The sequence below is a fragment of the Streptomyces sp. LS-MS-L19 genome, from assembly GCF_058382285.1.
The window spans coordinates 9,585,396-9,604,861 of sequence record NZ_JBYCLL010000001.1 but is presented as its reverse complement, the minus strand read 5'-3'; the positions used below and the strand labels follow the sequence as shown (position 1 = coordinate 9,604,861).

Annotated in this window: 20 protein-coding genes; 8 read left to right on the top strand and 12 right to left on the bottom strand. The window is 71.2% G+C overall.

Annotated elements, in window-relative coordinates:
• Positions 1 to 50: 50 nt before the first annotated feature.
• Together AC2XR2_RS42915 and AC2XR2_RS42910 are read left to right on the top strand one after the other, a co-directional pair.
• Positions 51 to 854: a FadR/GntR family transcriptional regulator gene (locus tag AC2XR2_RS42915; RefSeq protein WP_381297691.1), complete on the top strand. Its 804-nt coding sequence runs from the start codon at positions 51 to 53 to the stop codon at positions 852 to 854.
• A gap of 139 nt (positions 855 to 993) precedes the next feature.
• Positions 994 to 2,175: an amidohydrolase family protein gene (locus AC2XR2_RS42910; protein ID WP_491518151.1), complete on the top strand. Its 1,182-nt coding sequence runs from the start codon at positions 994 to 996 to the stop codon at positions 2,173 to 2,175.
• Between the two features lie 190 nt (positions 2,176 to 2,365).
• Here the strand turns inward: AC2XR2_RS42910 and AC2XR2_RS42905 are convergent, their stop codons facing one another.
• From AC2XR2_RS42905 to AC2XR2_RS42880, 6 genes are all read right to left on the bottom strand, one after another.
• Positions 2,366 to 3,472, bottom strand: a complete 1,107-nt coding sequence (locus tag AC2XR2_RS42905) for a serine hydrolase domain-containing protein (RefSeq protein WP_491518150.1) — start codon at positions 3,470 to 3,472, stop codon at positions 2,366 to 2,368.
• Positions 3,465 to 4,916, bottom strand: a complete 1,452-nt coding sequence (locus tag AC2XR2_RS42900) for a class I adenylate-forming enzyme family protein (protein WP_491518149.1) — start codon at positions 4,914 to 4,916, stop codon at positions 3,465 to 3,467. Before AC2XR2_RS42900 ends, AC2XR2_RS42905 begins: the two co-directional genes overlap by 8 nt.
• A 199-nt stretch (positions 4,917 to 5,115) precedes the next feature.
• The gene (locus AC2XR2_RS42895) at positions 5,116 to 5,538 is read right to left on the bottom strand and encodes a MaoC/PaaZ C-terminal domain-containing protein (protein ID WP_330262202.1); all 423 of its coding nucleotides are present in this window, start codon (positions 5,536 to 5,538) and stop codon (positions 5,116 to 5,118) included.
• Complete coding sequence (locus tag AC2XR2_RS42890) at positions 5,535 to 5,987, bottom strand: FAS1-like dehydratase domain-containing protein (RefSeq protein ID WP_449348949.1); 453 nt, start codon at positions 5,985 to 5,987, stop codon at positions 5,535 to 5,537. The genes AC2XR2_RS42895 and AC2XR2_RS42890 overlap by 4 nt, the downstream gene beginning before the upstream one ends.
• An 18-nt stretch (positions 5,988 to 6,005) precedes the next feature.
• Positions 6,006 to 6,854: an enoyl-CoA hydratase-related protein gene (locus AC2XR2_RS42885; RefSeq protein WP_491518148.1), complete on the bottom strand. Its 849-nt coding sequence runs from the start codon at positions 6,852 to 6,854 to the stop codon at positions 6,006 to 6,008.
• 4 nt (positions 6,855 to 6,858) lie between these two features.
• The gene (locus tag AC2XR2_RS42880; RefSeq protein WP_491518147.1) at positions 6,859 to 7,410 is read right to left on the bottom strand and encodes a PaaI family thioesterase; all 552 of its coding nucleotides are present in this window, start codon (positions 7,408 to 7,410) and stop codon (positions 6,859 to 6,861) included.
• Positions 7,411 to 7,556: 146 nt separating this feature from the next.
• Here AC2XR2_RS42880 and AC2XR2_RS42875 point away from each other — a divergent pair, with 146 nt between their 5' ends.
• Positions 7,557 to 8,753: a CaiB/BaiF CoA transferase family protein gene (locus tag AC2XR2_RS42875; RefSeq protein ID WP_491518146.1), complete on the top strand. Its 1,197-nt coding sequence runs from the start codon at positions 7,557 to 7,559 to the stop codon at positions 8,751 to 8,753.
• A 21-nt stretch (positions 8,754 to 8,774) separates the two neighbouring features.
• On the opposite strand, the gene AC2XR2_RS42870 is transcribed toward AC2XR2_RS42875, so the two are convergent.
• The 4 genes from AC2XR2_RS42870 to AC2XR2_RS42855 form a co-directional block, all read right to left on the bottom strand.
• Positions 8,775 to 9,530: an SDR family NAD(P)-dependent oxidoreductase gene (locus AC2XR2_RS42870; protein ID WP_491518145.1), complete on the bottom strand. Its 756-nt coding sequence runs from the start codon at positions 9,528 to 9,530 to the stop codon at positions 8,775 to 8,777.
• Positions 9,530 to 10,042 (bottom strand): nuclear transport factor 2 family protein, encoded by a 513-nt coding sequence (locus tag AC2XR2_RS42865; RefSeq protein WP_491518144.1) that lies wholly within the window; start codon positions 10,040 to 10,042, stop codon positions 9,530 to 9,532. Before AC2XR2_RS42865 ends, AC2XR2_RS42870 begins: the two co-directional genes overlap by 1 nt.
• Complete coding sequence (locus AC2XR2_RS42860; RefSeq protein WP_491518143.1) at positions 10,039 to 11,217, bottom strand: acyl-CoA dehydrogenase family protein; 1,179 nt, start codon at positions 11,215 to 11,217, stop codon at positions 10,039 to 10,041. The genes AC2XR2_RS42865 and AC2XR2_RS42860 overlap by 4 nt, the downstream gene beginning before the upstream one ends.
• Positions 11,218 to 11,280: 63 nt before the next feature.
• Positions 11,281 to 12,399, bottom strand: a complete 1,119-nt coding sequence (locus AC2XR2_RS42855; protein ID WP_491518142.1) for an acyl-CoA dehydrogenase family protein — start codon at positions 12,397 to 12,399, stop codon at positions 11,281 to 11,283.
• A 108-nt stretch (positions 12,400 to 12,507) separates the two neighbouring features.
• On the opposite strand from AC2XR2_RS42855, the gene AC2XR2_RS42850 reads away from it, so the two are divergent.
• Both AC2XR2_RS42850 and AC2XR2_RS42845 read left to right on the top strand, forming a co-directional pair.
• Positions 12,508 to 13,329 carry an enoyl-CoA hydratase/isomerase family protein gene (locus AC2XR2_RS42850; protein WP_491518141.1) on the top strand — a complete coding sequence of 274 codons (822 nt, stop codon included), beginning with the start codon at positions 12,508 to 12,510 and terminating at the stop codon, positions 13,327 to 13,329.
• Between the two features lie 111 nt (positions 13,330 to 13,440).
• Positions 13,441 to 13,941, top strand: coding sequence for a MaoC family dehydratase (locus AC2XR2_RS42845; protein WP_381297666.1), 501 nt, complete (start codon positions 13,441 to 13,443; stop codon positions 13,939 to 13,941).
• Here AC2XR2_RS42845 and AC2XR2_RS42840 read toward each other — a convergent pair.
• Both AC2XR2_RS42840 and AC2XR2_RS42835 read right to left on the bottom strand, forming a co-directional pair.
• Positions 13,920 to 15,329: a family 1 glycosylhydrolase gene (locus AC2XR2_RS42840; RefSeq protein ID WP_491518140.1), complete on the bottom strand. Its 1,410-nt coding sequence runs from the start codon at positions 15,327 to 15,329 to the stop codon at positions 13,920 to 13,922. The two genes, AC2XR2_RS42845 and AC2XR2_RS42840, sit on opposite strands and share 22 nt — an antisense overlap.
• Before the next feature lie 128 nt (positions 15,330 to 15,457).
• Entirely contained in the window at positions 15,458 to 16,324 is an 867-nt protein-coding gene (locus AC2XR2_RS42835) for a crotonase/enoyl-CoA hydratase family protein (protein ID WP_491518139.1), read from the bottom strand.
• A 136-nt stretch (positions 16,325 to 16,460) separates the two neighbouring features.
• Between AC2XR2_RS42835 and AC2XR2_RS42830 the strand changes: the two genes are divergently transcribed.
• The 3 genes from AC2XR2_RS42830 to AC2XR2_RS42820 all read left to right on the top strand — a co-directional run bounded on the left by AC2XR2_RS42830 (position 16,461) and on the right by AC2XR2_RS42820 (position 19,451).
• Complete coding sequence (locus AC2XR2_RS42830; RefSeq protein ID WP_449350657.1) at positions 16,461 to 17,228, top strand: enoyl-CoA hydratase/isomerase family protein; 768 nt, start codon at positions 16,461 to 16,463, stop codon at positions 17,226 to 17,228.
• Between the two features lie 67 nt (positions 17,229 to 17,295).
• On the top strand, positions 17,296 to 18,432 hold the full coding sequence (locus tag AC2XR2_RS42825; RefSeq protein WP_491518138.1) for an acyl-CoA dehydrogenase family protein: 1,137 nt from the start codon (positions 17,296 to 17,298) through the stop codon (positions 18,430 to 18,432).
• Positions 18,429 to 19,451, top strand: coding sequence for an LLM class F420-dependent oxidoreductase (locus AC2XR2_RS42820; protein WP_491518137.1), 1,023 nt, complete (start codon positions 18,429 to 18,431; stop codon positions 19,449 to 19,451). Before AC2XR2_RS42825 ends, AC2XR2_RS42820 begins: the two co-directional genes overlap by 4 nt.
• Positions 19,452 to 19,466: the final 15 nt, after the last annotated feature.

The following is a 19,466-nucleotide window of genomic DNA, read 5'->3' as shown; positions in this document are numbered from 1 at the left end:
TACCCTCGATGCACTAAGACGATTCATTTGGCTATATGAGGAGCCCCATCGTGTCCGAGGCAGCCCGCGCAAGTGAAACGGTGGCCGTACCCGCACCTTCCCGCAGCCGCGTCGGACGCCAGGTGCGGGTCCCGAAGACCGCCGAGCTGGTCGCGGGCCACCTGCGCCGCCAGATCGTACGGGGTGAGCTGAAGCCGGGCGACGCGCTGCCGCCGGAGTCGGGGCTGATGGAGCAGTTCGGCATCTCGCGCCCGACGCTGCGCGAGGCCTTCCGCGTCCTGGAGTCGGAGTCCCTGATCACGGTGCGCCGTGGCGCGCACGGCGGCGCCCGGGTGAGCGCGCCCGACGCCGATGTCGCCGCCCGCTTCGCCGGTCTGATCCTCGAGTACCGGGGGGCCACCCTGGGCGACCTCTACCGCGCGGCGGCCCTCATCGAGCCGCCCTGCGCCCGCCAGCTCGCCACCAAGCCCACCGCCACCGACATCAAGCGGCTGCGTGACGCGGTGGCCGCCGAGAAGGCCGTCCTGGAGGACCCCCTGGCGCTGGTCGAGGCGCAGGACGCCTTCCACGCGCTGCTGGTCGAGCTCACCGGCAACCAGACCCTGATCCTGCTGTGCAGCATGGTCCGCAACATCATCGACCGGGCCAACGCGTCCTACACCGCCGCCGCCACCGACGCCGAGACGCAGAAGGCGCAGGCACTCAAGGGACACCGGGCGCACGTCCGGCTGGTCGGCCTGATCGAGGCCGGCAAGGCGGACGAGGCCGAGAAGCTCTGGCAGCGCCACATCTCCAGCGCCGACGACGTCGTGAACTCCGCCGGGCCCAAGACGGTGCTCGAACTTCTGGACTGACCGCGCCCCCGCGACCGACCGCGCCCGCGCACGACCGACCGCATCCCGACCCCGGTCGCCACCACCCCCTTGCCTCCAAGAAACAGTTAGATAATTATAGGAGGCGTACCGATTAGATCCGGGGTCCGGAGGCGACGGCATGGCCGAACAGCGCAAGCGAATCTTCGACTGCGACCAGCACATGTACGAGGAGCGGGACTCCTTCACCCGCTACCTCCCGAAGGAGTTCCTCGGCTCGGCGGTCGCGCCGGTCACCCTGGCCGACGGGCGGGAGGTGATCCTCGCCGGCGACCGGATCGTCGTCTGCCTGGAGCCCGAGTTCGGGCAGGTCTACCGCCCCGGCTCGCTGAAGGAGATGCTCAAGGCGATGGCCTCGGGCAATCCGGAGGAGACGTACCAGTTCGAGCCGATGCACGAGTCCTACCAGAACCGGGACGCCCGGCTGCGGGTCATGGACGAGCAGGGCCTCGACCAGTCGATCATGTACCCGGGCGGCTGGGCCCTGGTCGCCGAGGAGTACGTGAAGGGCGTCGAGCCGCTCTACGCCAACTACCACTCGTTCAACCGCTACATGAACGAGGTCTGGGGCTTCGACCACCAGGGCCGCATCTACGCCCCCGCCCTGCTCTCCCTGCGCGACCTGGACCACGCGGTCAAGGAGCTGGAGTACGTCCTGAACCAGGGCGCCCGCTTCATCCTGCTGCCCACCGGCCCGGTGTACGGCCGCTCGCCGGGCGACCCGTACTTCGACCCGTTCTGGAAGCTGGTCAACGAGGCCAAGGCGAGCGTCTGCTACCACATCAGCGAGTTCTACTACAACTCGCAGGTCGCCCCCTCCTGGGGCTTCGACCCCAACCCGATCCACTTCCGGATGTCGGCCTGGCAGTGGCAGAACACCTACGGCCAGCGCCCCATCGAGGAGACGCTGAGCGCGCTCATCTTCGACAACCTCTTCGGCCGCTTCCCCGACATCAACGTCCTGGTCTCCGAGTTCGGCTCCGAGTGGGTGCCGCACTTCGTCCGCCACATGGACAAGAGCCGGGGCATGGGCCGCAACGGCCCCTGGATCGGCGGGCAGTTGACCGAGCGTCCCAGCCAGGTGTTCCGCAAGCACGTGCGCGTGGTGCCCTACCCCGAGGACGACATCGTGGACGTCGTGCGGCGACTCGGTTACCACGAGTCCATCGTCATGGGCTCCGACTTCCCGCACGCGGAGGGCCTGGCCTCCCCGGCCGACTTCCGCAAGCTCATCGCGGAGCTCGACGAGTCCGCTCAGGACGACATCATGTTCCACAACGCGCAGCAGCTGATCAGCCGCTGAGCCGGACCGCCGCTCTGTGGGTGGGAGCGGGCGCGACGTAGGACGGCTCCCCGAGCGTCGCGCCGGGGAGCCAAGTGTTGTTCCATTGGTCACCTGCCCTGGTGCCTGCCCATTCGCCAGCGTGCCCGGACGGCAGAGCCGGGCCGCGTGGCACGGGGCGCCGAGCAGTGGCTCGGCATTCGGTCGTAGGTCAGGGCAGTTCGGTGGCCAAGCCCCCCGCCAGGTCCGCGATGTCCCTGAGCAGGGCCGTACCGTGCGGGGAGTGGTCGTAGCCGGCGAGTGGGTAGCCGTTGGACAGGCAGGCGAAGGAGAGGCCCGACTCCGGGTCCATGAAGCCCAGTTGGTACGCGGCGCCGGCGCTGCCGAAGAGGGACGGGGAGCCGGTCGACGGCAGGTTGCTTCCGGAGTCCGGGCCGGCCACCGTCACGAACAGGCCCATGCTGGTGCGCCGTTCGTCGCCGCCGCCGTAGATCTGGTCCCCGTACGGGTGGTCCGTGAGCCGGATCCGGGTGCCCTCCGCCACCGCCTCCGGCTTCCACAGACCGGAGTGCTCCAGTGCCTGGAAGTACAGGGCGACGTCCGCGGCGGTGGCGACGAGGGCGTGGCTGGGCTCTCCGGCCGCGAGGACTTTCGGGTCGGAGAGGTACCACGGTCCCCAGGGGTCGGGTTCCTGTTCGTCGCTGGTGCGGTCGGTGGCGGTCATCGGGGCGACGGTGCCGGGCTGACGGTCCTCCGGCACCCCCAGTTCGATCGACTCCAGGCCCAGCGGCCGCACCAGCCGCTCCCGCAGGTAGTCGGCGAAGGCCAGGCCGGTGCGGCGCTCGACGATCTCGGCGATCAACCAGGCCGCCGAGGTGAGGTGGAACTGGAAGCGGGTGCCCGGCGGGTAGTCCAGCCGCCAGCGTCCGAAGGCGGCGAGCCGCTGCTCACGGTCGAGCATCTTGGGGAATCCCAGGGGGGCGAAGGGAAAGCCCGCGGTGTGCGTCAGCACCTGCTCGACCGTGACCTCCTCCTTCCCGTTCGGTGCGAACTCCGGCATGATCGCGGCGACTTGCTCTCCCACGTCGAGAAGCCCGTCGCCGATCAGCTTCCACACCACGCCCGCGACGATCGACCGCCCGACGGACTGCAGCACGTACCGGGTGTCGGGGCCCGCGTCGCCGTACGTCTCGAAGGCCACCAGACGGCCGGCGCGGGCGACGGCGACCTGCGCGGACGGCAGGGGGCCGCGTTCGACCTCCCGGCGGATCCGGCGCAGCAGGACGTCGAGTCGCTTTGGGTCGACGAGGTCAGACACCTGTTCCTCCTTCGTACGGCTCCCGCAGGCCGCGGCGAACGACCTTGCCGTTGGCGTTGCGGGGCAGGTCGTCCACGAACCACCAGCGGACGGGGACCTTGAACCCGGACAGCCGGGCGCGGGTGTGGCTTCTGAGGGCGGCCGGACCGGGCGGGGCGTGCGGGTCGGTCGGCACGACGAAGGCGACGACCGTCTGGCCCAGGCGCTCGTCCGGTACGCCGATCACCGCGGCGTCCGCCACGCCGGGATGGTCGGCCAGGACGGTCTCGACCTCCAGCGGGTGCACGTTCTCGCCGCCTCGGATGATCATGTCGGTGCCGCGGCCGAGGAGGTAGAGGTAGCCGTCCTGCGCGATCCGGCCCAGGTCACCGCTGTGCAGCCAGCCTTCGGCGTCGATCCGGAAGAAGTGGTCGGCGCGGGCGTGGATCTCGCCGATGCCGTCCGGCCCGGCGGCGTCGACCCTGACCTCGACCCCGGGGGCGGGCCGCCCGACCGAGCGGAGCAGTTCGGTGCGTCCCGCGATCGCTTCGCGGTGGTCCTCGGGGGTGAGCACGCTGATGGGTGAACCCTCGGTCTGGCCGAACATGTTGAGCATGCGGACACCCGGCATCGCCTCGTACGTCCGCCGCAGGGTGCCGGGGCGGACGGGCGCGCCCCCGTACTGCAGGGTCCGCAGGGTCTCGTGCCGTGCCTCGCCCGCGGCCAGCAGGGTCTCCAGCATCGCCGGGACCATGCTGGTGTGGGTGGTGCCGAGGTCCCTGAGCAGGGTCCAGCCCTCGACGGTGAAGCGGGGCAGGCCGGTGATCAGCGCGCCGGCGGCGAGGGCGACGGCGAGGTTGCCGAGGCCCGCGATGTGGTGGAAGGGCGCGCTGCCGCCGTAGAAGCTGTCGGGGTCCAGGCCGCAGAGGCTCCCGTTGACGCGGGCGCGGGCGGCCAGTCGCCGCTGGGTCATCGGGACGGGTTTGGGCAGGCCGGTGGTGCCGGAGGTGTGCAGGACGGCGGCGAGTTCGTCGGGGCGAGCCGTCAAGGTGCGGGTGCTGCCGGGTAGTTCGGGCACGGTGGCGACGCACCGGCCGGAGAGTTGGGCCACCTGCTCCGCGAGTTCGGTGAACTCGGGCTGGGTCAGCACGACTTGGCACGGGAGTTGTCGGACCACGGCGGCGATCTCGTGCGCGGTCATGCGGACGCCGAGCGGGGCGAGCGGGTGACCGGATCCGGCGGCGCCGATCACCAGCGCGAGGGCGTCGGCGGAGGTGGCGACCAGGGCCGGGACCGGGGCGCCGGGCTCCAGTCCGAGCGAGTCCAGCCAGTCGGCGGCGCCGGCCGCGCGGTCCAGGAGTTCTCGCCCGGTCCAGGTCGAGTCCCCGAACCGGACGGCGGGGCGGGGGTGGTCGTAGGCACGGCTGACCATGGCGGTCCAGGTGACGCCTACCGCCTGAGCCATCGGGGCGGGGCCGTTTCCTCCAGCCACCTCGGTCTCCCGCGCGGGCCCGAGGCCCCGGGGAGGCACACCCACTGCCCCAGCACCCGCCTCCCCCACCGGCCCAACGACCGGCACCGATCCTGCCAAACCCTCCAGAGCGGCCGCCGGGTCCTCCCCCACCCGCACCGCACCCCCCGCATCCCGTGCCGCGGTCACCGGGTCACGGCTCCAGGCGGGCCGCCGCCGTGCCGGTGACCACCTCGACGCCGTTCTGGTTGACCGTGCGCAGGGTGAAGTGGGCTACCGGGGCGTCCGGGGTGTCGTCGATCGAGTCGACCGTCACCGTGGCGGTGAGGGTGTCTCCCGGCCAGACCTGGGCCTTGAAGCGCACGCCGTAGCGCAGCAGCGACTCGGGACCGACCCAGTCGGTCAGGACGCGGCCGGTCATGCCCATGGAGAGCATGCCGTGGGCGAAGACGCCGGGGTATCCCGCGGCCTCGACGGCGAACCGCTCGTCGGTGTGCAGCGGGTTGAAGTCGCCGGAGGCGCCCGCGTACTGCACGATCCGGGTGCGCTTGAGGTCCTCGACGAGGACGCTCTCGCGGGTCTCGCCGACCTTGATGTCGTTGCTGCTCAGGCTCATCGCGCGTCCTTAGGGGTCGCGGGGCCCTCGGGTACGACGGCCACGGTCACGGCGCTGACGACGGGCTCGCCGTCGGCGTCCCGGTACTCGGTGACGCGCTCACTGAAGAGCAGACGGCCGCTGCGGCCCTGCTTCTCCCAGCTGCGTCCGGGAACGGTGTGGGCGTAGAGCGTCTCGCCGGCGCGCACCGGGCGGTGGTACTCGAAGTGCTGCTCGGCGTGGAGTCCACCGCCGCCCTCGGCCATCACCCCGGGGCCGCCGCCGGATCCGAACCACTCCTCGTCCGGCTTGGGACGCAGGTGGTAGTCGGGATCGTAGTGGGCGCTCGCCATGGTGAAGGTCGGTGGGGCGAGGGCCGACTCGCCCTGGTACGCGGGGTGTTCGTCGCCGATGGCGCGGGCGAACATCATGATGTGCCCGGCCTCGACGGGGAACGGCTGCCCAGTCATGATCAAGAACCTCCTCGGTCAGTACGGCAGGAACGCGTCGCGGGTGGCCTCGTCCGGGTCGAAGTCCGGCGGCAGGCCCTCGAACTTCGGCTCGCGCTTCTCCACGAAGCTCGCGACGCCCTCCCGGAAGTCGGGTGAGCCCGCGAAGAACTCCATGGCGGAGTAGGAGCGGGCGAGCGCGTCGGTGAAGGGGCGGTCGAGATCGCCGTACACCTGGTGCCGTACGACGGCCATCGCGCGCGGTGAGCAGTTGCGGGCGATGGCCCGGGCGTAGGCACGGGCGGCGTCCAGCAGGTCCTCGGGTTCGACGACGCGGCTGACGAGGCCGAGCTCCTTGGCCTCGTCAGCGTCGAAGACCCGGCCCGACAGCAGCAGGTCCAGGGCGTTCTCCAGGCCGATGACGCGGGGCAGCACGTACGGCAGGTTGTACTCGCCGGCCAGGCCGCGCCGGGTGAAGGCGGTGGTGAAGCGGGCGCCGCGGGCGGCGAAGCGGACGTCGCAGATCAGCGCCTGGACCAGGCCGATGCCGGCGCAGGCGCCGTTGACGGCGGCGATCATCGGCTTCGGCAGCAGGCGCCTGCTGTACATGGGGACGCGGGCCTGGAGGTTGAGGGACTGGCCCGGCTGGGAGTTCTGTTCCAGGCGCTGGACGTCCATGCCGGGGCAGAAGGCCCTGCCCGCGCCCGTGACGATCACGACGCGGACGGCCGGGTCGTTCGCGGCCTCGTCGAGGAGCGCGAAGAAGCGGCGCTCCATGGGGATGCTCCAGGCGTTCTTGCGCTCGGGGCGGTTGAGGGTGACGGTCGCGACGCCGTCCTCGTCGACCTCGTACAGCACCAGGTCGTCCTGGGCGGGCTCCTCGGTCATCGGGTCACTCCTCCGTCAGAGAGTCGATGGGGCCAATGGGATACATGGGGTTGCCGGGCTCGGCGTCGGCCGGGTCCGCGGGGGCTATCGGTTCGCCGACGCCCGGTCGCTCCCCGGCGATGCTCACCACCACCTGCCCCCGGGCGCAGAGGCGTCCGTCGGTCATCACGTCGACGTCGGCGAAGTGCAGCCTGCGGCCCCGCCGTACGCAGCGCGCGTAGGCGACGGCCTCGCGGCCGCGGGCGGGTGCGAGGAACTGCACCGACATCGACACGGTGCTCAGGCGGCTGCCCTTGGCGAAGTCGTGCCCGGCGATCACGGCTCCGGCGCCCGCGGTGTCGATGAGCGCCGAGATCACCCCGCCGTGGAAGACGTCCTCGTGAGCGGAGAGGGCCTCGGCGTAGGGCAGCACGATCTCCACGACCTCCGCGTCCCAGCGGGTGACGCGGATGTGGCAGTGCCGGTTGAAGGCGACCCCGCGTTCCCAGCGGGCCCGGAACCAGATCCGGCGTTCACGCTGTTCCTGGTCGCTGAGGGTCCTCGCCGCGACGGTCATCAGCACGCCCTCCGGTCTCGGTCCGGCGACCGATCCATATAGTTACATGAATTGAATAGTTCAAGCAATCAAGCGAGATGCGATCCAGTCGCTAGATGTATTATTTATATAACTCATTGGCCGCTCGTGAACAGAGGGAGACCTCGATGCCGTCGACCGCCCTGGCCGGGATCCGCGTCCTCGATCTGTCCCGCATCCTCGCCGCGCCCCTGGCCACCCAGATGCTGGCCGACCTCGGCGCAGAGGTGATCAAGGTCGAACGGCCGGGGGTGGGGGACGACTCACGGACGTACGGGCCGCCGTTCGCGCCCGGCACGGACACGGCCGCCTTCTACCTCTCCTGCAATCGCAACAAGCGGTCGGTCACGGTCAACCACGCCACCGCCGAGGGGCAGGAGGTGATCCGTGCGCTCGCCGCCCGCTCGGACGTGGTCGTCGAGAACTTCCGGACCGGCACACTGGCGAAGTACGGCCTGGACCACGAGAGCCTGCGGGAGCTCGATCCACGCCTCGTCTACCTCTCGGTGACGGGCTTCGGGCAGACCGGGCCGTACGCCGAACGGCCCGGCTACGACGGCATCTTCCAGGCCATGTCCGGGATGATGAGCGTCTCCGGGCACCCCGAGGAACCGATGAAGGTCGGGGTCAGCATGGTCGACATCCTCACCGGCCTGTACGCCGCGACGGCCGTCCTGGCGGCCCTGCGGCACCGTGACGCCACCGGAGAGGGCCAGTTCATCGACCTGTCCCTGCTGGACTGCGGGCTGGCCTCGCTGTCGCACTTCGCGATGAACTACCTGGTCTCCGGCCAGGTGCCCGCGCGGCGCGGCAATGGCGGATACGGCGGCATCCCGTCCCAGGCGTTCCAGTGTGCGGACAAGCCGATCTTCCTCGTCGCGGGCAACGACAAGCAGTTCGCCGCGTTCTGCGCGGCCGCCGACCGCACCGATCTCCTCCAGGACCCGCGGTTCGTCACCACCTCGGCCCGGATCGCGCACCGCGAGGAGATCCTGCCGGTGCTGGAGGCGATCCTGCGCACCCGGACCCGGGACGACTGGCTGACGGTCCTCGACGCACACGACGTGCCGGCCGGCCCGTTCAACGAGATGCCCGAGGTCTTCTCCGACCCGCAGATACGGCACCGGGGGATGCTGGTGGAGGTCGAGGACCCGGTGTCGGGGCGACTGCCGTTGCTCGCCAATCCGATCCGGTTCGCGGCGACGCCGGTCGACGGGTACGCCCCGCCACCGGGGCTGGGCGAGCACACCGATGAAGTGCTCGGCGAGGTAGCGGGGTTGACGCGGGATCAGATAGCGGGACTGCGCGCGCGGGGCGTCGTCTGACCGACCCCGGCGCCTGTCCGACTACCCGAGCAGTGTCCTGCCGCCCTCCAGCATCAGTGTCGCGCCGGTCAGATAGGCCATGTCGTCGCTGACGAGCGCGGCCACCGCCCGGCCGATGTCCGTCTCCGGGTCGCCCATCCTGCCCAGCGGGATACCGGCCACCACCTTCTCGGCCTGGTCCGGACGGGCGGCGAAGTACGCCTCCGCGGCCGGGCTCAGGGCGGCCGGGCAGACCACGTTCACCCGGATCCCGTACGGGCCCCACTCCCGCGCGGCCACGCGCGTGAGTCCCCGGATGGCCTCCTTCGCCATCGCGTAGGCCGCGAAGCCCGCCTCGCCCTGTACCGCGGCCGACGAACCGAGGTTGACGACGCTGCCGCGGCCGGCCTTCAGGTGGGGCAGGGCGGACCGCATCGCGTGAAAGGCCGCCAACGGACCACTGCGGTAGGCGAGTTCAACGTCGTCGTACGACGTCTCCTCCAGCCGGCGCTGCACGGAGCTCTGCGCGTTGTTGACGAGCACGTCGAGGCCGCCGAACTCCCGTACCGTCTCCGCCACCATGCGGTCGACGTCGGCCCGCTCGCCCACGTCCCCGACGACCGTGCGCACCCGCCCGCCGCGCTCGGCGATCACGTGCGCGGTGTCCTTCAGCTTGTCCTCGGTACGGCCCGTGATCACCACCGCCGCCCCTTCGGCCGCCAGGGCGAGGGCGATTCCGCGGCCCACGCCCTGCCCGCCGCCGGTGACCAGGGCCGTCTTGCCCGCCAGCCGCTCCATCACGTCTCCTTCCAGAAGGGATCCCAGGTGGGGAAGGCCTCCGGCAGCGCCGGTCGTCCGGCGCCCGCCCAGCCCTCGAAGCCGACCTGCTGGGGACGCTCGGTCACGTCCGCCGCGTACCAGTGCTGCTCCCGGCGCCTGGAGAAGAACCACTCGCCGTCCACGCGCGCGTACTCGTCGAGGTAGCGGATGGCCATCACGATCCACCGCTCCCCCACCTCGTGCTCGGCACGGCAGTACACGGAACCGGTGGCCGTGTCGCGGCCGGTGAACTCGATGCGGTGACCGCAGATCTGGTGGACCGACCCGCGGAAGCCCCGGACGAGAGGCTCGATGTAGGCCAGCAGCGCCTCGCGGCCACGGCCGTGGCGGCCCAGATCGACGTCGGGCCGGAAGCAGCCCACCCAGGCGTCGAGGTCGCGGGCGTCCACGGCGAGGGCGTACCGCACGGGCAACTGCTGGACGGCGAGGTGCGACTCGATGCGGTCGAGGCGTTCCTCCAGCGGTGTCATGGCCGGGGCTCCTTGGGCAGGCCGAGGAGTTGCTCGCCGATGATGTTGCGCTGGATCTCGCTGGATCCGCCGTAGATCGTCTCCGCCAGGGAGAGCAGGAAGGAGCGCTGCCGTGTGTCCAGGCCGTAGTCCTCGCCGACGATCTGACCGGCCGGGCCCGCCAACTCCTGGGCCAGGTGACCGAGTTGCTGGTGGCGGGTGGAGGCGTAGAGCTTGGCCGTGGTGGACTGGGCGCCGGGGGTGCGGCCCGCGGTCAGTTCGGCGAGGGTGCGCAGGTTGGTGGTGCGCATGATGCGTACGGAGATCCAGGCGTCGATGATGCGTCGGCGCAGCATCGGGTCGTCGAGAGCGCCTCGCTCCCGGGCCAGGTCGATCAGCGCCTCGGCCTCCCGTTCGAAGGTGAGCTGCTGGGGCAGGAGCGTGGTGCCGCGTTCGATGCCGAGGGTGGCCATCGCGGTGCGCCAGCCCTGGCCGACCTCGCCGACGATCATGTCCGCGCCGGTGCGCGCGTCGGAGAGGAAGACCTCGGCGAACTCGTCCTGGCCGGCGAGGTTGCGGATGGGGCGGATCTCCACACCGGGCTGGTCCGTGGGCAGGAGCAGCATGGTCAGGCCCTTGTGACGTGCCGAGTCGGGGTCGGTGCGGGCGAGGACGTAGAGCCAGTCGGCGTGGATGCCGAAGGAGGTCCACACCTTCTGCCCGCTGACCACCCATTCGTCGCCGTCGCGCTCGGCCCTGGTGCGGACCGAGGCCAGGTCGGACCCGGCGCCGGGCTCGCTGAAGCCCTGGCCCCACAGTTCCTCGACGGCGAGGATCGGCGGCAGGAAGCGCTCCTTCTGCTCCTCGCCGCCCATCTTGAGGAGCATCGGGCCGAGGAGGTCGAGGGCGTTCCCGGTGGCCCGGTAGGGGGCGTTCGCGCGGGCGTACTCGTACTCGAAGACGATCTCCTCCAGGAGTCCGAGTCCTCGTCCCCCGTACTCCTTGGGCCAGCCCACACCCAGCCAACCGCCGTTCGAGAGCTCGCGGTCCCAGGCCAGCCGGACCTCCCAGGCCTCCCCGTCGGTGGGGCCGCCGACGCCGCGGTGTGCCGCGTACTCGCCGACGAGGTGGTCCGCCAGCCAGTCCCGCAGCTCGTCGCGGAAGTCGCGTACGGCGGGTCCGAAGTCCAGCTCCATGCCGACTTCCTTCCAGAGTTCCGGAGGTCCAGAGATGCAGAGGCCCAGAGGGGGTTCAGGGGTTCAGATGCCGAGCCGGGTGGCCAGCAGCTCGCGGTGGTACGACGGTGTGCCGAGCAGCACCTCGGAGCTCTTGGCCCGCTTGAAGTACAGGTGGGCGGGGTGTTCCCAGGTGAAGCCGATCCCGCCGTGGACCTGGATGGTGTCGCCGGCGACCTTGGTGAACGCCTCCGAGCAGAAGGCCTGTGCCAGGGCCGCCGCGACGGCGGTCTCCGTGTCGTCGTCCGCGTCCAGGGCCCACAGTCCGGCGTATGCGGCGGAGCGGGCGGACTCGATCTCCACCAGCATGTCGGCGCACTTGTGCTTGATTCCCTGGAAGGAGCCGATGGGGCGCCCGTACTGCACCCGGATCCTGGCGTAGTCCACGGCGGCGTCCAGAGCGGCGGCAGCTCCCCCGACCTGTTCGGCGGCGAGGAGGACGGACGCGGTGGCGAGGGTGCGTTCGAGTGCGGGCCACGCCGTGTCCTGGCTGCCGATCAGGCGTGCGGGGGTGTCGGTGAACTCCAGCCGCGCCTGCTTGCGGGTCTGGTCGAGGGTCGGCAGGGCGGTGCGGACCAGACCCGGTGCGCCGCCCTCGACCGCGAAGAGGCTGATGCCCCCAGGGGTGCGGGCGGCGACCAGGACCAGGTCGGCGAGGTGTCCGTCGGGGACGTAGGTCTTGGTCCCGGTCAGCCTCGGACCGTCGGCGGTGGTGCGGGCGGTGAGCCGGATGCCCGGCTCGTCCCAGCGGCCGCTGTCCTCGGTGAGCGCCAGCGTGGCCACCGTCCCGCCGGACGCGATGCCTGGCAGAAGATCGCACCGGGCCTGTTCGTCGCCGCAGCGCAGGAGGGATTCGGCCGCCAGGGCGACGGTGGCGAAGTACGGCCCGCACAGCAGTGCCCGGCCGGCCTCCTCGAAGACGATGCCGAGGTCGACGTAGCCGAAGCCGTGACCGCCGTACTCCTCCGGGATAGCGAGCCCCTGGAGGCCGAGTTCGCCGGCCATCCGTCGCCAGAGGACCGGGTCGTGGCCCAGCGGTTCGGCGGCCAGGCGACGCACGGCCGCCTCGTCGGAGTGCTTGGCCAGGAACGACCGTACGACCTTGCGCAGTTCGTCCTGTTCCTGGCTGAAGGTGAGATCCATGCCGAGCTTCCCGTCCTCGGTGCGACGCGTCTGCCGATCGCTTGCCGCTCTCCGCTCGATACAGTTAGATAATTATAGTATCCACACTGAATACACCAGGAGCGCGACGTGACCGATCTCTACGCCCCGTTCACGAGCCTGACCTTCGAGCGGCCCGCGCCCGGCGTGCTGCGCGTCGTGCTCGACGCCCCGAACCTCAACGCGGTCGATCCGCGGATGCACGGCGAGCTGGCCGACATCTGGCCGGTCATCGACCGGGACGAACGGACCCGGGCGGTGCTGGTCCAGGGGGCCGGCCGGGCGTTCTCGGCGGGCGGGACCTTCGACTCCATCGAGGCCATGACCGAGGACTACGCGGTGCGCGCCCGGGTGATGCGCGAGGCGCGGGACATGGTCTACGGGGTGATGAACTGCTCCAAGCCCGTGGTCTCCGCGATCCACGGTCCGGCGGTCGGTGCGGGGCTGGTCATCGGCATGCTGGCGGACATCTCGATCGCCGCCCGCACCGCGAAGATCGTCGACGGGCACACCCGGCTCGGGGTCGCGGCGGGTGATCACGCGGCGATCTGCTGGCCGTTGCTGTGCGGCATGGCCAAGGCCAAGTACTACCTGCTCACCTGTGAGGCGCTGACCGGCGAGGAGGCCGAGCGGATCGGGCTGGTGTCGAAGTGCGTGGCCGACGAGGACGTGCACGCGGAGGCGCTGCGGGTGGCGAGCGTCCTGGCCGCCGGTCCCACCAGCGCGATCAGCTGGACCAAGCGGTCCCTCAACCACTGGTACCGCACCGCCCAGCCGATCTTCGAGGCCTCGCTCGGGCTGGAGTTCTTCGGGTTCGCGGGTCACGAGGTCGTCGAGGGCCTGGCCGCCCACCGCGACAAGCGCGCCCCGGACTTCGAGGGCGTGGGCGACAAGAACCCGCTGGCTCTGTGACCACCGCTCAAGAATCCCCGGCTCACTGACCGCCGCCCGAGAACCCCCGGCTCACTGACCGCCGCACAAGAACCCCCTGGCTCCCCGACCGCCGTACAAGAGGAACCGATCATGACTGCTGAGCAGATCACCACCGAAGTCCCGCCGCTGGTACGGGGGTTGACCTACGAGGAGATGCCGGTCGGGCAGGTCTTCCGCACCGCCCGCCGGACCGTCACCGAGACCGACCTGGTCAACTTCGTCACCTGGGGCGGCTTCACCGAGCCGCTCTTCTGGGACGCCACGCACGCGGCCGAGGGCGGGTACACGGGCCGGCTGGTGCCGGGCGGTCTGACGTACTGCCTCGCCGAGGGGCTCGTGCTGCAGACCAACGTGCTGCACGGCACCGGACTCGCCTTCCTCCACATGGAGCTCGACGTGCTGGGACCGGTCTACGTCGGCGACACGCTGTACGCCGTCGTGGAGACCACGGGCTGCCGCCCCTCCAGCAAGCCCGGCCGGGGCGTGGTGACCAGCCGGATCACCGTGCGCAACCAGCGGGACGAGGACGTCCTGGTCTACTGCCCGGTGCGGCTGATCCGCGGCCGGGACTACAAGGCGCCGGCGCCGTGAGTGCGGGGGACGAGGGACAGTCCGGGCTTCGGATCGGCGGAGTCCGTGGCGGTCTCGGTGGCGAACGCCCCTCCGTGCACCCAGTCGGACGGCATCGCGGGCCGGGGCGCGAGCTCGTGGTCCGGGATCGCCATCGCGTACAGGCGGGTGTAGCGGAACTTGGCCTCCAGGTTGTCGAGGACCGACCAGTACTCGTAGCCGCACACCTCGACACCGGCGCCGACGAGTCCCGCCAGCCAGGCGAGCCGGGCCCGCAGCAGGGCCCGACGCCGGGTGTCGTCGCTGTGTCCCGTCTCGTCCACCAGGTCCAGGTCGCCCATGCCGTTGTCGACGATCGACAGCGGGGGCAGCAGGTCCCCGTACTGGTCGCACAGCCCGGCTACGGCGTCGGCGAGCCCCTCGGGGATGATCGGCCAGCCGTAGGCGGTCGTCTCCACGTCGTCGAAGGGCACGATCGCGAAGCCGAGCCCCACGAGCAGGCGGTTGACCTCGTTGAGGGCACTGCGGCACTTGGCGGTCGGCAGCACGCGCGGCAGGTTCTCCGGCGCGGTGACGCGGAACGGCGTGTGCCAGGACAGTCCCAGCAGGTCCTGGGCGGTGGCGATGACCTCCAGGTCGCCGGGGCGTACGCAGCCGGAGGCCGCCACCGGGGCTTCGTCGTCCTCGGTCACCATGTGCTCACCGAGCAGCAGGGGGTCCAGGAAGAGCCGGTTCGTCCAGCTGTCCAGACGCTCCAGTGCGAGCCGGTCGAAGGGGTCGTCGGTGGCCGCGTAGCCGCCGACGAGGGTGACCGTCGTCCCGACCCGGCCCGTGGCGCCGACGGACCTGAGGGCCTGGGTGGCGAGCCCGTTCGCGAGCAGGATGTGGTGGACCGCCGGCAGCCCGGCGCGGCCCGCGCCCCGGCCCGGTGAGTACATTCCGGCCACGTGGTCGGCGAGTGTGGGACCGGCGAGGTCGGTGGAGGTGATCCAGCGGTCCACCCGGTCGCCGAAGCGGCGGCCCAGCTCGGCGGCGTACGCGGCGAAGTGCTCCGCGGTGTCGCGGCTGAGCCAGCCGCCCGCGGCGTCCAGCCAGGGGGGCAGGGTGCGGTCGAACAGGGTGAGTGCGGGGCGCCTGCCCTGTGCGAGCAGGGCGTCGAGCGCGCGCTCGCAGCGGTCCAGGGCTTGCCGGTCCCAACGGCCTGGGCCGTCGGGCTGGAGCTGGGGCCACCCGGCGACCATGCGGTGTGTGTCCGGGGTGACGCCGAGCAGCTGCCGGATGTCGTCCGTCCACTGCCGGAAGTGCCCGCCGCGTTCCGGCGGGGGCGGCGGTGGAGCCGCGATGGTGTCCGCCGTGGCGACCCCCCAGTCGACACCGCGCAAGGACTCATGCAGGAAACCATCGCTCATGGGCACCGTCCAGGCGGTCAATGGTTTAGCGCATTCAACTGAATGTCCGCCGCCCGGACGCTAACACTTCATGCAAACCACGACAATGTTTCGGCCAGATCTCCTGGATGTGTAAACCCCACGGCCGCCTACTCCCCGAAGGGCCGGAAGTCCTCGTCCTGCCACCAGGGGTAGACGTCCGGCATGTCCGTGCTGACCCGGCCGGGGAAGGCGGGCGGCCTCTTGGCCAGGAACGACTCGACTCCCTCGACCGGGTCCGGGCCGCCGCCTATCTGGCTCATGATGCGGGAGTCGAGCCGGTGCGCGGTCATGGGGTGGGGCTCGCCCAGCATCCGCCACATCATCTGGCGGGCCAGGGCGACCGAGATCGCCGAGGTGGTCCCGGCGATCTCCCGGGCGAGTTCGTACGCCGCCGGCAGCAGGTCCTCCGGCGGGTGGACGGAGCGGACCAGACCGGCCTCGAGCGCCTCGTCGGGACCGAAGACGCGGCCCGTCGCCACCCACTCCATGGCCCGCTGCATGCCGACCGCCCGGGGCAGGAACCAGCTCGCCGCCGACTCCGGCACGATGCCGCGGCGCGCGAAGACGAAGCCGAACTTCGCCGTCGTCGACGCCAGCCGGATGTCCATCGGCAGGGTCATGCTCGCCCCGACGCCCGCCGCCGGGCCGTTGATCGCCGCGATGACCGGTTTCGTGCTGGAGAAGATCCGCAGCGCGACCCGGCCGCCGGTGTCCCGGTGCCAGGCGCCCGCCCTGCGGTGGTCGAAGGACGAGCCGCCGGAGCTGACGTCGGCGCCCGCGCAGAAGCCACGGCCGGCGCCCGTCACCACGACCACCCGTACCTCGTCGTCCGCGTCGGCCGCGTCCAGCACGTCGAGCAGGTCCTGCATCATCTGCGGGTTGAAGGCGTTGAGCCGCTCGGGCCGGTCGAGGGTGACGGTGAGGATCCGGTCCGCCGTCTCGGCCCGCACGGTCTCGTACTCCTGCTGCGCCATGCGTGTCCTCCGTCGCTCCACGAGCCCGTTTCCAGAAAGCTTAATTAGTTATAGCATTCAACTCTAAGGAAAGATCCTGGACGGGCGTTCCTGGACGTCGATCCGGAACGAGTGAGTCCGAACAAGGGCGGTGGACATGACGGATCTGGTGGTGACGGCCGCCGGGCCGGTCCGGCTGATCGAGCTGAACCGGCCCGAGCAGCGGAACGCGATGAGCGACGAACTGCACACCGGCCTGGCGTCGGTGTGGGACGAGGTCGCCGCCGACCCGGAAGCCCGGGTGATCGTGCTCACCGGGCGCGGCCCGGCCTTCAGTGCGGGCGGCAACCTCGACACCATGACCCGGGTTCAGCGCGACAGGGCTTTCCGGGAGCGGCAGGTCGACGAGGCCCGCAGGATCATCACGGGCCTGGTCCGCTGCCCCCTGCCCGTGATCGCGGCGGTCAACGGCCCGGCCGTCGGCCTCGGTTGCAGCCTGGCCCTGCTGAGCGACCTCGTGCTGATCGCCGACGACACCTACCTCGCCGATCCGCACGTCCAGGTCGGACTCGTCGCGGGCGACGGCGGCGCGTACGTCCTGCCGCTGCTCGTGGGCCTGACCCGCGCGAAGGAACTGCTGTTCCTGGGTGACCGGGTGAGCGCCGAGGACGCCGTGCGGCTGGGCATCGCCAACCGCGCCGTGCCGAGGGACAAGCTGATGGACGAGGCCATGGACCTGGCCGGGCGGCTGGCGGCCCTGCCCGCGCAGGCGCTGCGCGAGACCAAGCGCGCGGTCAACCGGCACCTGGAGCAGGCCCTCGACACCGTGATGGAACCGGCCCTGCTCGCCGAGCGGGACACCATGCACGCACCGGACCACATCGCGGCGGTCGAGCGGATGATCGCGGCACGCGGCCGCCGCTGATCCCCAGAGCCTTACAACCGCAGAGCCGCAGCCGCAGCCGCAGCCGCAGCCGGAAAGGAGTACCCGCATGGACTTCGCGTTCAGCGAGGAGCAGGAGGAACTCGGGCGCACGGTGAGGGCGTTCCTCGCGGACACCTCGCCCGAGACCGAGGTACGGCGCCTCATGGAGACCCCTGAGGGCTTCGACCGTGCGCTGTGGCGCCGTATGGGCACGGAGCTGGGCCTTCAGGGACTGGCCGTGCCCGAGGAGTACGGCGGCGCCGGGTACGGGCCGGTCGAAGTGGGCGTGGTCATGGAGGAGGCGGGCCGTGCGCTGCTGTGCGCGCCCTTCCTGTCCTCGGCCGTCCTGGCGACCACCACGCTGCTGCGCTGCGCCGACGAGGAGGCCCGCAAGCGGCTGTTGCCGGGCCTGGCCTCCGGGGAGCTGGTCGGCACACTGGCCCTGACCGAGGACTCCGCGCGCTGGGACGCGGTGGGCGTGCGGCTCACCGCCCGTGCGTCCGCCGGGAGTTGGCTGCTGACCGGGCACAAGACGTTCGTCCTGGACGGCGCGGCCGCCGATGTCGTCCTCACCGTGGCACGGGCCGACGACGGGATCGGCGTCTTCCTGGTGGACGGCGACGCACCCGGGCTGACGCGTGAGCCGCTGCCCACCCTGGACCCGACCCGCAGACAGGCGCGCCTCGACTACGCCGACGTACCGGCGACCCGGCTGCGGACGCACGGTGACGGCTGGGACCTGGTCGCACAGGTCCTGGACCGGGCCGCCGTCGCGCTGGCCGCCGAACAGGTCGGGGTGGCATCCCGCGCGCTGGAGATGGCGGTGGAGTACGCCAAGGTGCGGCACCAGTTCGGGCGGCCCATCGGCTCCTTCCAGGCCGTCAAGCACCTGCTGGCCGACGTCCTGCTGGAGGTCGAGTCGGCGCGGGCCGCCGCGCACTACGGACTGCTCGCGGCCTCGGACGACGCGCCGGACCTGCCCGCCGTGGCGAGCCTGGCCAAGGCGTTCTGCTCCGACGCCTGTCTCCAGGCGACCGAGGAGAACATCCAGGTCCACGGCGGTATCGGCTTCACCTGGGAACACCCGGCCCACCTCTATCTGAAGCGGGCCAAGACATCGCAGTTGCTGTTCGGCGACCCCGCGTACCATCGCGAACTGCTCGCACAGCGCATCGGCATGGAAGCAGTCGGAGGAGCGGCATGAAGGTCGACGGCAAGCTCAACGTGTGGAGCACCGCGGAGGTCGTGGAGGAGGCCAGGCACCACGAGAAGGTGGGCTACGACGGCCTGTGGGCCTCGGAGTCCAAGCACGACCCCTTCCTGCCGCTGACGCTGGCCGCCGAGCACACCGACCGCCTCGAGGTGGGCACCGCCATCGCAGTGGCCTTCGCCCGCTCCCCCATGCAACTCGCGTACACCGCGCACGACTTGCAGACGTATGCGGGCGGGCGGTTCTCGCTCGGCCTCGGCAGCCAGATCAAGCCGCACATCGAGCGGCGTTTCGCCATGCCGTGGAGCCGGCCGGCGGCCCGTATGCGGGAGTACGTGAGTGCGCTGCACGCCATCTGGGCCGCCTGGAACGAGGGCGAACGGCTCAATTTCCGCGGTGACTTCTACTCGCACACGCTCATGTCGCCGTTCTTCTCTCCCCCGCCCGCGACCGGAGGGGCGCCCAAGGTCTTCGTGGCCGCGGTCGGGTCGGCGATGACGCGGGTGGCGGGCGAGGTGGCCGACGGACTGCTCGCGCACGGCTTCACCACGGAGCGCTATCTGCGCGAGGTCACACTGCCGACCGTCGAGGCCGGGCTGGCCGCGTCGGGCCGTACGCGCTCCGACTTCTCCGTCTCCCACCTGCTGCTGACCGCGACCGGCCGCACCGAGGAGGAGATGGCCCGCGCGATCGACGGCACCCGCGGGCAGATCGCCTTCTACGGCAGCACGCCCGCCTATCGGGGCGTGCTGGAGCTGCACGGCTGGGGCGAACTCGGCGACGAGCTGCACGCGTTGTCGACGTCCCGGCGCGAGGACAAGTGGGAGGCGATGACCGGGCTCGTGGACGACGAGGTGCTCAACACCTTCGCCGTGGTCGCGGAGCCGGAGCGGGTGGCGGGCGAGATCCGGCGCCGGTACGGGGCGCTGGTCGACCGGGTGTCCTTCTACACCGCGTACGAGATCGACGCCGAGGTGTGGGAGCCGATCGTGGCGGAGCTCCGCGAGAGCTGAGCAGCAGGAGAGCCG

Bases quoted from the DNA above. Each gene is read 5' to 3' on its own strand.
- AC2XR2_RS42910 (WP_491518151.1), top strand. From the start codon at position 994: ATGGCCGAACAGCGCAAGCGAATCTTCGACTGCGACCAGCACATGTAC.
- AC2XR2_RS42900 (WP_491518149.1), bottom strand. From the start codon at position 4,916: ATGGCTCAGGCGGTAGGCGTCACCTGGACCGCCATGGTCAGCCGTGCC.
- AC2XR2_RS42895 (WP_330262202.1), bottom strand. From the start codon at position 5,538: ATGAGCCTGAGCAGCAACGACATCAAGGTCGGCGAGACCCGCGAGAGC.
- AC2XR2_RS42890 (WP_449348949.1), bottom strand. From the start codon at position 5,987: ATGACTGGGCAGCCGTTCCCCGTCGAGGCCGGGCACATCATGATGTTC.
- AC2XR2_RS42885 (WP_491518148.1), bottom strand. From the start codon at position 6,854: ATGACCGAGGAGCCCGCCCAGGACGACCTGGTGCTGTACGAGGTCGAC.
- AC2XR2_RS42880 (WP_491518147.1), bottom strand. From the start codon at position 7,410: ATGACCGTCGCGGCGAGGACCCTCAGCGACCAGGAACAGCGTGAACGC.
- AC2XR2_RS42875 (WP_491518146.1), top strand. From the start codon at position 7,557: ATGCCGTCGACCGCCCTGGCCGGGATCCGCGTCCTCGATCTGTCCCGC.
- AC2XR2_RS42870 (WP_491518145.1), bottom strand. From the start codon at position 9,530: ATGGAGCGGCTGGCGGGCAAGACGGCCCTGGTCACCGGCGGCGGGCAG.
- AC2XR2_RS42865 (WP_491518144.1), bottom strand. From the start codon at position 10,042: ATGACACCGCTGGAGGAACGCCTCGACCGCATCGAGTCGCACCTCGCC.
- AC2XR2_RS42860 (WP_491518143.1), bottom strand. From the start codon at position 11,217: ATGGAGCTGGACTTCGGACCCGCCGTACGCGACTTCCGCGACGAGCTG.
- AC2XR2_RS42855 (WP_491518142.1), bottom strand. From the start codon at position 12,399: ATGGATCTCACCTTCAGCCAGGAACAGGACGAACTGCGCAAGGTCGTA.
- AC2XR2_RS42845 (WP_381297666.1), top strand. From the start codon at position 13,441: ATGACTGCTGAGCAGATCACCACCGAAGTCCCGCCGCTGGTACGGGGG.
- AC2XR2_RS42840 (WP_491518140.1), bottom strand. From the start codon at position 15,329: ATGAGCGATGGTTTCCTGCATGAGTCCTTGCGCGGTGTCGACTGGGGG.
- AC2XR2_RS42835 (WP_491518139.1), bottom strand. From the start codon at position 16,324: ATGGCGCAGCAGGAGTACGAGACCGTGCGGGCCGAGACGGCGGACCGG.
- AC2XR2_RS42830 (WP_449350657.1), top strand. From the start codon at position 16,461: ATGACGGATCTGGTGGTGACGGCCGCCGGGCCGGTCCGGCTGATCGAG.
- AC2XR2_RS42825 (WP_491518138.1), top strand. From the start codon at position 17,296: ATGGACTTCGCGTTCAGCGAGGAGCAGGAGGAACTCGGGCGCACGGTG.
- AC2XR2_RS42820 (WP_491518137.1), top strand. From the start codon at position 18,429: ATGAAGGTCGACGGCAAGCTCAACGTGTGGAGCACCGCGGAGGTCGTG.